At 45.7% G+C, this 12,786-nt stretch carries 11 protein-coding genes; 5 read left to right on the top strand and 6 right to left on the bottom strand.

The features are described from left to right. Positions 1–70 precede the first annotated feature (70 nt). Positions 71–346: a hypothetical protein gene (locus tag MC7420_RS14160; protein WP_006101091.1), complete on the top strand. Its 276-nt coding sequence runs from the start codon at positions 71–73 to the stop codon at positions 344–346. A 1-nt stretch (position 347) separates the two neighbouring features. Here MC7420_RS14160 and MC7420_RS14155 read toward each other — a convergent pair whose 3' ends face one another. Further along, positions 348–1,085 carry a class I SAM-dependent methyltransferase gene (locus tag MC7420_RS14155; protein WP_006101254.1) on the bottom strand — a complete coding sequence of 246 codons (738 nt, stop codon included), beginning with the start codon at positions 1,083–1,085 and terminating at the stop codon, positions 348–350. A 124-nt stretch (positions 1,086–1,209) separates the two neighbouring features. Continuing rightward, entirely contained in the window at positions 1,210–2,808 is a 1,599-nt protein-coding gene (locus MC7420_RS14150) for a DGQHR domain-containing protein (protein ID WP_006101196.1), read from the bottom strand. Positions 2,809–3,066: 258 nt separating this feature from the next. Between MC7420_RS14150 and MC7420_RS39750 the strand changes: the two genes are divergently transcribed. Both MC7420_RS39750 and dndB read left to right on the top strand, forming a co-directional pair. Continuing rightward, positions 3,067–3,240 (top strand): hypothetical protein, encoded by a 174-nt coding sequence (locus MC7420_RS39750; protein WP_006101283.1) that lies wholly within the window; start codon positions 3,067–3,069, stop codon positions 3,238–3,240. A 163-nt stretch (positions 3,241–3,403) separates the two neighbouring features. Then, positions 3,404–4,468: a DNA sulfur modification protein DndB gene (gene dndB, locus MC7420_RS14145; protein WP_006101039.1), complete on the top strand. Its 1,065-nt coding sequence runs from the start codon at positions 3,404–3,406 to the stop codon at positions 4,466–4,468. Positions 4,469–4,478: 10 nt separating this feature from the next. Here dndB and MC7420_RS14140 read toward each other — a convergent pair whose 3' ends face one another. Then, the gene (locus MC7420_RS14140) at positions 4,479–5,654 is read right to left on the bottom strand and encodes a DNA sulfur modification protein DndB (protein WP_044207305.1); all 1,176 of its coding nucleotides are present in this window, start codon (positions 5,652–5,654) and stop codon (positions 4,479–4,481) included. Positions 5,655–5,743: 89 nt separating this feature from the next. On the opposite strand from MC7420_RS14140, the gene dndC reads away from it, so the two are divergent. After that, entirely contained in the window at positions 5,744–7,363 is a 1,620-nt protein-coding gene (dndC, locus tag MC7420_RS14135; RefSeq protein ID WP_044207208.1) for a DNA phosphorothioation system sulfurtransferase DndC, read from the top strand. 467 nt (positions 7,364–7,830) lie between these two features. Then, complete coding sequence (dndD, locus tag MC7420_RS14130) at positions 7,831–9,816, top strand: DNA sulfur modification protein DndD (protein ID WP_006101100.1); 1,986 nt, start codon at positions 7,831–7,833, stop codon at positions 9,814–9,816. 3 nt (positions 9,817–9,819) lie between these two features. Here dndD and MC7420_RS39745 read toward each other — a convergent pair whose 3' ends face one another. The 3 genes from MC7420_RS39745 to MC7420_RS14125 form a co-directional block, all read right to left on the bottom strand. Further along, positions 9,820–9,960, bottom strand: coding sequence for a hypothetical protein (locus MC7420_RS39745; RefSeq protein ID WP_006101295.1), 141 nt, complete (start codon positions 9,958–9,960; stop codon positions 9,820–9,822). Next, entirely contained in the window at positions 9,950–10,120 is a 171-nt protein-coding gene (locus MC7420_RS39740; protein ID WP_157453175.1) for a hypothetical protein, read from the bottom strand. The genes MC7420_RS39745 and MC7420_RS39740 overlap by 11 nt, the downstream gene beginning before the upstream one ends. An 87-nt stretch (positions 10,121–10,207) precedes the next feature. After that, entirely contained in the window at positions 10,208–12,424 is a 2,217-nt protein-coding gene (locus MC7420_RS14125; protein WP_006101070.1) for a hypothetical protein, read from the bottom strand. Between the last annotated feature and the right edge of the window lie 362 nt (positions 12,425–12,786).

Below are 12,786 nucleotides of genomic sequence, written 5' to 3'. Positions count from 1 at the left end.
TACAATGACTGGTATTCTATTTTTCCGCAAGTCCCTTACTCCATATTGTCAGGATATTCAAAATGAATTTATGACTTGCCGATATGCACCCTTCTCTAGCGCCGGAGGAATGCTAGGTTATCTTTTTTCGGGTCAGTCAAGCCAAGCCTTTAAGAATATTGAAGATAAAGTACCCTGTACATTGTCTCATCATTCCGACTTTTTAAACCGCGACCATAAAACCTCTGAGCATCAGCGCCAAGTTCCAGTGGGTAAAAATTACCCCAGTTATTTTTGTTGTCACCATCTGATTTTTCATATATCTGGCAACGTCAATTCAGAAAATGAAGCGTTGCCAGATATATGAATTATTGAACTTGCATGATATAAAAGACGTAGCCATACCAATCGGAATACTTCTGATAGATTTCTATCTCTTGTAATTCATTATCGATATCCTGATTCGCTTGCGGCTCATCGCTGTACTTCTGGCGTAAATTTTCGAGTCTTTTCTTTAATGGAGTATAATAATTGTCCCACCAGGATGATTCAGGTAGTACAAAATGACCGATTTGGCGATACCCTGACGCTTCTATAAGCTGGAGATTATCATCAATTGCTTTCATGTCAGGGTAATTAGTTTGCCAAAACTGTTTTACCTCAGTTGGGGGATTTGGCTGTAACCAGCAAAGTTCAGAAACAACGAGATATCCTCCTGTTTTGAGAAGCGTTTGCCAGGATTTCAGTCCAGTTTCAAACCCGATGATATAAATTGCCCCTTCTGACCATAATATGTCAAAGCTATGGGGGGCAAAGTCTAAGGACAACATGGATTGATTGAGGGGATTAATGGTATCAGAAACGCCCTCAGCTAGCGCCCGACGCTGCAATTCGTCTAAAAAGGGTTGATGAGTATCGACGGCGATAATTTGTCCATCGGTTAATTTAGCGAGTTCGATAGTTTGCATTCCTGGACCACAGCCGATGTCTAAAATTTTGGGTTGTGGGGGTACATTGGTTAGTAGGGAAAAGGCTTGGCGGGTGGAAGCGTTGTCACCGGGGGCTTCTCTGGGTAGGTTTTGATGGATTTCAAAGAAAATGTTCACGGGGTGTGGGGTGTAGGGTGTGGGAGATTTTGCATTAGGAAGGGCGAGTCGATAAAAGTAATCAGTTTCCGATTAACAAGAGTGCAGCGACTCGCCCCTACAATCCCACACAATCTATCAGGATTCACAACACGGGAGGAAGTCCCACATCTCTAGGCTTGACAAACTTACCATTAAACCCTACTGCTTTCCCCTCAATTGTTCTGGCTTCGGCTAATTCTCGCCGCAGTTCTGCCTTTTCCATGCCATCCTCTGTCCCCGCAATAATATAAATCAGTAATCGGGCGGCTAAATCCCGTCCTGATACCATGATTCGCTTCTTATTCGGGTCAAATAACACCCCATACCATAGAGATTGGGGCGTCTCCATCTGGCTAAATCCCCCTTCGGCGTCGTATTTACAAAGTTTCTTAAATACCATTTTTAACGATAACTTTTTCTGAAATACCACAATTCCTAACGCTTGGGTAAAGGCAATTTGCCCCACGGGACGGAAGAGGATATTCCCCTCACCGCCATTTTTCTCAAAGCTGAAACGGCGTAACTGGGGGGTTTCTTCTCCTTGTTCTAATCGTTGATAACTGGGTAAGCTGGCTAAGTGGTCAAAAAATTGATTAAAGGTGTCAATTCCGGCTTCTAATTCCTCATCATCGGGACGCATCGGGATTAACCCTTTCTTCTCCGGCGGTTTCCAGCGGGGGAATGGGTGGTCTAGATACCGTTGAGACATTTCATTTAACGCTTGGAGGGTGGTTAATACGGTGGATTTGGCGGCGACAGTGGCGCTATCCCAATTAACACGGGGATTGCGTCCGGGGACTTCTTTTAATAAGGGATGGTTGACGGCGATTTTGCGGGCGACGATGGAAAAACCGTCATTTTCATTTAATAGCGCCAGTTGTCCTTTACTTAAGCGTAATGCCATTAAGTTGACGTGGACGAAAATCGACCGGACGCGCCGCCTTGCTTGGTCGCGGGTTTCGCCTTTGGCGACAGCGGGGATGAATTCAATACCGATTTTTTCCTGGGCGAGGCGTTGTAGGTAGGCGGGGTCGAGTTGGTATTCGTCGATTAGGTCGTCTATGGTGATTACACTACCCACGGGTTTCTTGTTTTTGTTGTAACGTTGCAGTCTTCCGGTTTTAAGTAAGGTCATTAGTCCCTGAACACCCATGAGTCGGTGTTGACCATCTAGGGCGAAGATGGATACGGAGGGTGAGACATCCAGGAGTCCGACGGTTTGGTTTTGGTCAAGGGGAATGAAATCCGCCGCAGACTGGCGGGCGCGTCCTTGTTTATCCCATTCCTTGGCTTTGGGATTGTCTACCCAGGTGGGGCTGTGGACGACGAGAACGGCGGGGAATTTGTGGGCTTGGCGGGCGGCGAGGTATTGGGTGAGGGGGGCTTGACGGGACCAGTCGAGGGGACGTTGGAGGATTTCATCGACGGTTTCTTCATCCCGGATGACGTTATCGGTTTGGGGGTCGAATTTTTGCCGAAATAGGGGGAGTTGAGAGGCGAAGCGGACGCGGCTATCTAACCATTCTAGGGTGACAGACCCGATAAAGGCTTCGGTACTCCCCATCTGGGTTTTCTGAACCAGGAGGCGATCGTTTCTGGCTAAATGGCGATCCAATAGCAGGGCTAGCGCCTGTCGATCCTGGCTGTCTTGTTCCAGGATTTGGCTGGCGATGTCTGCTTTTGGCTTGTCGGGGCTACTCATCGGTTTTATAATATTTTTGTCTGTTTTTAAAAATAACTAATTTAATATTTTTATGTCAAATTGGTTTTTAAAAACTAAAATTGTGCCATACTAGGGATGTCACCTGTGAGGGCTTGTTGGGGTGGGTTTAGCCAACAGCTACAGCCCTCACCCCCAGCCCCTCTCCCAAGCTTGGGAGAGGGGAGTAAGAGAGGATCTTACTTTTCACCGAGAACCTATCAACAAAATCCTCCATGAACCAATATTTTAATAACTACAATGAGTAACCCAGTAAAGGTTTTAGATCCGAATTCTATGGAGGCGTATCGTACACGAGTGCAATGTTTCGCAGGTGAGTTGAAAGCTGCCAAAAATCAGGTTGCGCGTGTGAATATTGCCTTAATCTTAGCGGATGCAGCAACAACATTAGTTAGCACGGCTGGAACACGATGAATGGCAAAACCCAAATTCCTAATCGGTAAATCAATGGAAATAAACCCAATTTTATTACTAAACCTATAACAAAGGACAAAGGACAAAGGACAAAGGACAAAGGACAAAGGACAAAGGACAAAGGACAAAGGACAAAGGACAAAGGACAAAGGATGAATGACAAATGACCAATCACCAAGGACTGATTCCTTCCTTCGAGTACGTTTTACCCGCCATTCGAGGGATTCAAGCGGGACGGGAATATTATGTGTCGATGTGTCCAGTGCGATTTATTCCTAAGCTGTTTGCGAGGGAGGATGAAGAGAATCCACCGGATCAGAGAGTCGCGCGATCGCTTAATTCTAAACGAGTCCCAGATATTGCTAACTATATTCTGAATAATCCTGATAATTACACCGTTTCCGCGATTACCGCCGCGATTGATGCTGATATTAATTTTGAACCCATTGGTACTGAGAAAGAAGGGCGAAAAATGGGACGCTTACGAGTTCCTATGGATGCGCGGTTTCAGATTACCGATGGACAACATCGCTGCGCGGCGTTTGAATGGGCGCTGAAGCAGAATCCGGCGTTGGGGTATGAGACGGTGGCGGTTATTTTAGTGTTGGATATTGGCTTGCGCTATTCCCAGCAGATGTTTTTGGATCTCAACCGTTATGGGGTTCATCCCGATGCTTCCCTGGCGATTCTCTATGATCATCGCCATCCCCAAGCAACTGTGGTCAAAGCAGTGATTAGAAATATTAATGTGTTCCGAACCCTAACGGATAGGGAACATCGGACATTACCTGTGCGATCGGGGAAGCTATTTACACTGCATACCCTCTATAATGCTACGTCTATGCTGTTGGCGGATTGGCAGACGGCTGAATTGGAACAGCAGATTGATTTGGCAATCCGGTATTGGCAAGCTGTGAGTTATTGTATTCCAGATTGGGAGGCGGTGAGACAACGGACTGTAAGCGCCAGGGAGATGCGACAGGATTATGTTCATAGTCATGGACTCGCACTTTTGGGATTGGGGGCGGTAGGGTCAGTGTTACTCTCGGTTTATCCCCAGAGTTGGGAGGAACGGTTGCAGGAATTGCGGCGAATTGACTGGTCGCGTTCTAATCCCGATTGGGAGGGGCGGATTATGGTCAAGGGTCAGATTTCGCGATCGCGAACCAGTATAGGGCGCATGGTGGCTTATTTGAAAAGGTATTTGGGTTTACCGTTAACAAAATGATCGCCACTATTTATATCCAAGCTAATTTTGCCTTAGCTACATTAACCGCTATTCTGATTGGGCTGGCACTGGCTGAGATTTTGTAAGGTTTAGATGGATTTTTGGGATTGGGGTCTTTTTTGATAATATTTCCCTGCCAAAGTTCACCGGCTGTTGACCAATCCAGTTGGGCAAGTTGTAATACTTTTTCTGTGTCAAATGTATAAATACCTCGGTTTAATGCTAAGTAGAGCAAGCGTCCAAGAATTTCTAGTCCAACACTCCTACCTAAAATACAGTCTTCTTTGAATGTAGCAATGTCTTCAACAGTCAAGTCATCAACATTAGTTTCACAAATGTATTGCGTTTTACTGCATTCTGAAAAAAACTGATTTAGATAACTCGCTAAGGCGTCAGAGGCTTGTTCAACGTCATGTTCTTTTAGAGCATGATTTGGATCATTGACAAAAGCACAACTTACTAATTTAGCGATATAATTCGTTGTGTAAATCAATTTCTTTTTTGTAGATGGAGAATTTTTAATGCGTTCTGTCTTATCTTCAAACATGGAAACTTGCTCAATTAAATTTTTAGTAATCCCAACTGTACCTTCAAATTCACCAAAGGACAAAAGTAGAGATTTATCCAATGCTTTAGTTTGAGCCATGTCTCTAAAATCAGTTTGACACTGGCTAAAATTCCCCTCTAAAACCAGCGTTATGGGAAAATCATTATCAGCCACTGACTCGCCATCGGGACTTTCTATGAGTTCATGAATCGCACGCTTACGATGCTGTCCATCCGTAACATCTAACTTAACCCCACGAGGAATGATGACTAGACAAATTCCCCTTCCTAATTCGATTACCTCAATCTTCTCTGGATCAACATTGGCAGTTAGGGTGCCGACAATCCAGGGTTTGTCTTTACCAATACGATTGAGAATATAGTGTTTAATTTCATCTGTATGCCCTTTTACCTCTGGACGATTTTTACCCGAATCAGGATTGTTATCCGTGGAGGGTTTAGCTTGAAGCAGAGTAGGCAAATCATCGGCAGGAACGTTAATCTGGATCATTTGACGCTTGCCCTGCCGGAAAATCAGCCCAGGATAGCACTTTTGACGGTGATGCTTAGCAAAGTAAGGCTCAAGAACTTCGTCAAGCCGCTGATTGGATTCAGACTGGAGGAGGTTGTAATCAGACATATAAACTAATAAAATCAGTGAAGTCATACATATCTATTCTAATTATGACTCGCTGGAAACGGAAACCGGGAAAATACGGACTTTGAACTATGACACAAGCCCATCAGACGTCTCTCTTTCCACCACGCACTGTGGCTGAGTTAGTGGAAGATATACAGAAGCTAACAGCAGAAATTCAAGATTTATACTGTCAAGATGAAATACCCTTCGTTATTGGCTGGAGTGGCGGAAAAGATAGCACAGCCGTATTACAGTTAATCTGGAACGCGATCGCAGCGTTGCCAGCGGAAAAACGGACAAAAACGGTTTACGTTATCACAACAGACACACGGGTAGAAAATCCGATTGTCTCTACCTGGGTTCGTAAATCCTTGGAAAGAATGAAGCAGGCAGCAAAAGAGCAAGAAATGCCGATAGAACCCCATTTGCTCTATCCGAAAACTGAACAAACATTTTGGGTAAATTTAATTGGCAAAGGATATCCAGCACCACGCAACCAATTTCGTTGGTGCACCGAACGTCTGAAAATTCATCCGGCTAACCATTTTATCCGTGAAGTTGTTCGCATGAATGGTGAAACAATTCTGGTGTTGGGTACTCGTAAAGCAGAAAGTGCTAAACGTGCTGCCACAATGGAAAAGTATCAAGCGGGTAGACTTCGCGATCGGCTCAGCCCTAATGGTAGTTTACCCAACTCTCTAATTTACTCTCCGATTGAAGATTGGCGCAACGATGAAGTTTGGCTTTATTTGATGCAGTGGCAAAATCCTTGGGGTAATACTAACAAAGACTTATTCTCGATGTATCAGGGCGCAACAGCCGATAATGAATGCCCTTTAGTTGTTGATACCTCAACGCCTAGTTGTGGGGATTCTCGGTTTGGTTGTTGGGTTTGCACCATGGTTAATAAAGATAAGTCCATGGAGGCGATGATTCAAAATGATGAGGAGAAAGAGTGGATGCAGCCTCTGCTGGATATTCGCAATGATTTGGATATTAAAGACGATCACGATAAGAGAGACTTCCGCCGCATCTACGGTAGAGTTGAACTCTTTGAACGCAATGTTGATGGTGAAATCTCCGTTAAACCGATTCATGGTCCCTATACAAAATACTGGCGGGAACATTGGTTAAGACGAGTATTAGAAGCCCAAACCCATGTCCGGAATACTGCGCCCCCAGAGATGCGCGACATCACTCTAATTACTCCAGAAGAACTTAGCGAAATTCGCCGTATCTGGTTAGAAGAAAAGCATGAATTTGACGACAGCTTACCTCGCATCTATGAAGAAGTCACAGGCGAACCATTCCAAGATTCCCGCCCTAGCGCCGAACGCAAACTTTTGGGTAGTGATGAATGGACAGTCTTAGAAGAAATCTGTGATGCGGATGAAATGCACCTGGAACTTATGGCAAAACTCCTCGACACCGAACGCCAATATCATACTAAATCCCGACGCGGTATCTATGAAGCCCTAGAAAAATGCTTTAATAGTAGTTCTCGTTCTAGAGAAGACGCGATTGACCACGCCTACTATCAGCGACATCTGAAAAATACGGTTCAAGATATCAAACATGATTTATCAGAAGTTCATGAATTGAGACAGGCTTGGGATAAGCCGAAGGAAGAGAAACCTAAACAGCTATCCTGGGCGAGTTTGAAATTCCCTGAACCCGATTCAGAGGATACTGAAGATGTAGATGGATAGCCTTTGTTTTCCCCTTTTTGCCACGGCGATTAAAATCGCTGCTACACAAACAAAGTCCGCCTACGCGGACTCAATTATAACGGGGGTGGGAACCCGGATTGAGTAGGATAGGACAAATAACGAAGATTGGCTGTCCTCTGCAAAAAATTAGTAGAGGTGTTGCATGAAACATCTCTACAATTGATATTCACATTCTATTTTGGGTTATGGTGCAAACAATTCCAGCGAGAACGATTACTTTACATGACCTGGAAACTCAATTGGGTCTTACATTCATTGAAGATGACCACTTCTTCCGGGACTTGTATAATGTGTTGCGAGTTTTAAAACATCTCGCTTCGTTCGTAGTAGGCACTTTAGTGCCATAAGCGCTAAAGCGCTTACTACAAACTTACTATAAAGTGATATTTATATTCGGTTAAAGATTATTCCTGATTTTATACGCCCGTCCACATTAGCCCCTGACTATGATATTTCTGGAACTCGCCCTGCAAAACTTTGGTCCCTATCAAGGGCGACAGGTGATTAACCTCCGTCCCGAAACCAACAATTCTAGCCATCCGATTATTCTATTTGGCGGGATGAATGGTGGCGGGAAAACCACTCTAATGGACGCCATTCGCCTCAGCCTTTACGGTTCCCGCGCCCAATGTTCCACTAGGGGAAATTTAAGCTATAATGACTTTCTCACTCAATGCGTTAACCGGAACACTCCGCCCACGGAAAAAACTCGTATTGAATTAGCCTTTGAAGTCGTCGAAGAGGATAAACCTAGAACTCTGAGAATTGTCCGTTATTGGACAAAAGAACTCAAAGATGGGAAAGATACGCTAGGTATTTTAGTCGATGAAGAGTGGCCCGATAAAGCCCTGGCAAATACCTGGGATGACTATATCGAAAATCTGCTTCCTCTGGGTATTTCTAACCTGTTTCTCTTTGATGGGGAACAAGTCAAAGAATTGGCTGAATTGGAAACTCCACCTCCGCTAGTGGTAAGTGCGATTCAATCCCTGCTTGGGTTAGAACTTGCTGAACGCCTATCCACAGATTTAGATATTCTCGCTAGTCGTAAGCGCCGGGATATTGCCAATCAGAAAGAACTGAAAACATTAGATAATATTGAAGCTAAACTTATTGACCAAAAGGAAAGACTGGATGCGGCTGAACAAGACAAAAGCGCCCTTAAATCTAAACTCGACTATGCCACAAAAAAACAACATTTAGCCTCGGATAAATTTATCTCCGAAGGCGGTAAACTTGCCAGCGAACGCAGTCAACTGGAAGCCCAATCGGAAACGCTGATTGAACAAGCGAATCAGGTACGTCAAGAAATGCGAGACTTGGCGGCTGGTGTGCTTCCCTTGTCTCTGATTTCTCCGTTGCTGGAACAAGCGAAAGCCCAAGCCGAACAGGAACAAAAACAGCACCAAATTAAACTGACACGGGAGGTATTGAAAGAACGGGATGCTCGGTTAATTCAGTATATCAAAAAAATCTCCTTAACCCCCAAGCGAGTCAATCAGATTCAATCGTTTCTAGAGAGTGACAATCAAGAACTGGATCAAGAAATTGCCGCCCAAGAGGAACCATGGTTGTTAGCCGATGAAGCCGCTATCACTCGCCTAGAAACCCTGCTGAACTATGAACTCTCAACCGCACAAACCAACGCCCAAAGCCAACGGGAACGTCTGCAAACCCTAGAAACTGAAATTGATGCGTTAGATCGGCAAATTGCTACGGCTGCATCGCCTGAAGCCTACAACACCCTGAAACAGGCATTTACTGACGCCCAAAATCAAGTGGTTAAGGTTAAAGCGGCTTACGAAAATGCATCTCGCCGTTGTGAGGAAATCAAGAACAAAATTACTAAAACGAAAAAAGAGTTGGAAACTTATGCGGATGAAACGATTAAACTGAAAAATAATCAGCATATTATTAATTCTATTGCCAAGGTGCAAGCCACATTAGAATTATTTCGGGAGAAATTAACGCTGAAAAAACTGAACAAACTGGAAATCGAAGTCACCGAATGCTTCCGTTATCTGCTGCATAAATCCGACTTAGTTCACCGTGTCGCCATTGACACCCACAGCTTCAGCCTGTCTCTCTATGATCCGGAAGGACAACCGATTCCCAAACACCGTCTCTCGGCGGGGGAAAAGCAACTATTAGCAATTTCCTTTCTTTGGGGACTCGCCCGGGTTTCGGGGCGTCATCTTCCGGTGGCGATTGATACACCGTTAGGACGGTTAGATTCCTCTCACCGGAGTAATTTAGTGGAACGGTATTTTCCCACGGCGTCTCATCAAGTTATCCTGTTATCCACGGATACGGAAATTAGGGAAACTGAGGTAAAACGCCTGCGGGAATTAGACGCGATCGCGCAAGAGTATTGCCTGAATTATGACCCCCAAGAACGGCAGACGATTGTGGAACCGGGTTATTTTTGGTAAGGATTAGGGGAGAATGGGTTGGGGTAGTTTCGCGATCGCACGCCGCATCTCCCCCAGCTTCCAGACGCGCCATGGCACGTCTCTACATTGCTTCCCCTGCTTCCCCTGCACCCAGACGCGCCGTGGTGCGTCTCTACTTGGCATCTCCCGGTTTATTCAATGCCGCCAAATATTTACTCAGCGCTTCTGCTAACTCTTGTTCTGGGGATTGCTTTTTCGCTGGAGGTTTTTTCTTCGGTGCAAAGCCGCCAAAGAACCACATCCAAAACAGGGCATACATTGCAATTATTACAAAACCAGACATGATAATAATAAATCCTAAAAGACACTCGTGAAACAAGTCTGCTGAGATTCTTCAGGATAGAATTTATTCTATCCGGATAAAATTCAGCTAGTTAGCACCCTCTTTTAGCGATTTCAATACGATTTTATCCTCTATTATTTCAATAGTCTGGTTTTCTACCTGAATTTGGGGATTAAATCCAGTTCCCAGAACCTCAACCTCAGACGCTGTACCGGATTGAACGGTCATGACAACAATAAAGCGATCGCGCCCTGTGGCTTGAATCCTTCCTCCTGTCTCACTGGGGATAAATTCCAGGTTCACATCGGAGGGTGTAATAAAGGTTCCTTGCATCGTCGCCCCGGATTCCGCCTCTAGGGTAAACTGTTGACCCTGAATCGTCACCTTTTCCTGGGTATGCATAATCCAGGTTTGATTCGGTTCTGCGGCGTCAACCACTTGATCCACCAAGACAAACAACCCCGGTACACCAGATGCGCCACTATAATCCACCGCTAGCGATCGCAACCAATTCTGGTGTTGTAAACTAACCATACCCGACCCATCGGCACTTGCCTGAAATCCCGTCAGTTTCGCCGTCTTCCCCGCCTGTTTTTCCGGTAACAACACCACATTTTCGTCTCTCTGTTTCCCATCAGATGCCATTCCCGCCGTCGCCCAGCGCCCTCCTAATCCCCAAATACGGAAACTTCCCGCATCGGGAAATGACCAATGTCCGCCTCTGGGTTTTTCTCGCTTGACAAAAATACTGGTGACAAAATCATTCTCATCTCGCCATTGATTCCGGAACGTAAAAAAGCCTTTTTGGGCATCTACCACTACCCGCCCCCATACCTTGGCGGGATTCTGGGGAGTTACCCCTTGAGGATATCCGGCGAAAACATACGCCGCTTCATGGGGTAACTCAATGCCAAAACTGTTATCCCCATTCCTCCCCCAATGACGGTTAAAGAACCACATAACTCCCGGTAGCAGCCGTTCCGGTACTATCCCCAATCCTACTGCAAAGATAGAACCCGTGGGGCTTAAGCGATGACGCCCATAGCTGGGAATCGCCACTTCCCCGTCTTCACCTACCATCCGGGTTACATACTGGGGTAGAAACCAAGCCGCGTGCGATCGCGTGACCAAATCTTCCCCCAACACTGTCTGATACGCTTGTAAAAAGGGCATCACCGTGAGAAACCAGGGTTCGGTACTATAATGATCCCCCTCAGACCCAAAACCGCGATCGCCAATGCCAATGGTAAGATAGCGTTTAATATTCCGTTCCGCCACTTTCAGCCAACGCCACGTCTCTACATCCCCCTCCTCCAGTAGCGCCAACGCCGCTAACCCCGCCGCCCCTCGCGCCCTCGCATTCCAGTTACTTGCTGGGTTAGGATTCCAGCCATTACCCGCTGTTCCCTTCACCAGCAGGGCGGTTTGAGTGGCTAACCAATCCGCCACCTGTTGTACCTGTTCCTCATTCCAAGCCGGATAACACAAATCATACGCCAACGCCACGCCTGCAACTACTGTAGAATGTTCCAGTAAACGGCGTCCCGGTTGGTTCATGGAATTAACCGTAATCTGCCAAGCAGTTTCGGCGGCGGTTTGATCCTGCTGGATTAGGGAGAGGAAGCAGTAACCAGCAGCGTGATAGCCCCCAGTTGGCACATAGCCATCGTAATAGATGGGTTGATCTAGACTCCGTTCCAACTGTGCCAGAATCGCCTCACCCCTGGGCGTTTTAGCCTGTTGACGCAATTGGGGAAGTTGATCTTGGCGAAAGATTAACCGAGGATGTTCTTGGGGACGCAGAGGACGATGATTTGCTACAGGTTTTGACCAATGGGGACGAATAATTCCCTGGACTTCTCCCTTGACAGGTTGGTCATTTAGGGTTCCAGAATAAGTGCCAATTAGTTGATTATCGTCATGCAAGCGCACTTGGATATCATAATCTGCTTGTCCTTCTAGGGATTGCCAAGGATCAGGACTAATTTGCATCTGCACATCCAGGTTCCATAATCGTCCCCGTTGACTTGTCTGGAGAATTCCCTGATGATCCGCCTGATTGAACTTTGGCGCAAATCCCCACACCTCGCGATCGCACTCATTAGCATCACAGACTAAATCGAGTGTAATATCCTGATAAACGGGTTCCCCTTCCCAGGTTTTCCACACGCCACGTTTTAGGGTTAAACGGATATCCCCGGATAACATAGCTGGATCAATTATTTCTGCTGGAGAAGGATGAGAACCGCCTAACCAAAATAGAAATGACGCGGTGATTAAATAAAGGATTTTGTTATTCGTCATTCGTCATTCGTCATTCGTCATTCGTCATTCGTCATTCGTCATTCGTCATTCGTCATTCGTCATTCGTCATTCGTCATTTGTCATTCGTTATTGGTCATTCGTCATTTGTCATTCGTCATTCGTCATTCGTCATTCGTCATTCGTCATTCGTCATTCGTCATTCGTCATTCGTCATTCGTCATTTGTCATTTGTCATTTGTCATTGTTAAGGCGCTTGTAGGGGCGACCCGCTTGCATAAATTAACAACTCCCATCCACTCAATTAGATCGGGTCGCCCTCTCCTCAAACTGATGCTACACTCTCGCAACATCTGGCTTCCCCCATGGAACAAAAAGCGAAGCAACATCTGGTCTCTCCCATG

This window comes from Coleofasciculus chthonoplastes PCC 7420, assembly GCF_000155555.1.
Classification (GTDB): Bacteria; Cyanobacteriota; Cyanobacteriia; order Cyanobacteriales; family Coleofasciculaceae; genus Coleofasciculus; species Coleofasciculus chthonoplastes_A.
This window is presented reverse-complemented; position numbering and strand designations above follow the sequence as displayed.

Bases quoted from the DNA above. Each gene is read 5' to 3' on its own strand.
- MC7420_RS14160 (WP_006101091.1), top strand. From the start codon at position 71: ATGACTTGCCGATATGCACCCTTCTCTAGCGCCGGAGGAATGCTAGGT.
- dndB (WP_006101039.1), top strand. From the start codon at position 3,404: ATGACCAATCACCAAGGACTGATTCCTTCCTTCGAGTACGTTTTACCC.
- dndD (WP_006101100.1), top strand. From the start codon at position 7,831: ATGATATTTCTGGAACTCGCCCTGCAAAACTTTGGTCCCTATCAAGGG.
- MC7420_RS39745 (WP_006101295.1), bottom strand. From the start codon at position 9,960: ATGCCAAGTAGAGACGCACCACGGCGCGTCTGGGTGCAGGGGAAGCAG.
- MC7420_RS14140 (WP_044207305.1), bottom strand. From the start codon at position 5,654: ATGTCTGATTACAACCTCCTCCAGTCTGAATCCAATCAGCGGCTTGAC.
- MC7420_RS39750 (WP_006101283.1), top strand. From the start codon at position 3,067: ATGAGTAACCCAGTAAAGGTTTTAGATCCGAATTCTATGGAGGCGTAT.
- dndC (WP_044207208.1), top strand. From the start codon at position 5,744: ATGACACAAGCCCATCAGACGTCTCTCTTTCCACCACGCACTGTGGCT.
- MC7420_RS14150 (WP_006101196.1), bottom strand. From the start codon at position 2,808: ATGAGTAGCCCCGACAAGCCAAAAGCAGACATCGCCAGCCAAATCCTG.
- MC7420_RS14125 (WP_006101070.1), bottom strand. From the start codon at position 12,424: ATGACGAATAACAAAATCCTTTATTTAATCACCGCGTCATTTCTATTT.
- MC7420_RS39740 (WP_157453175.1), bottom strand. From the start codon at position 10,120: ATGTCTGGTTTTGTAATAATTGCAATGTATGCCCTGTTTTGGATGTGG.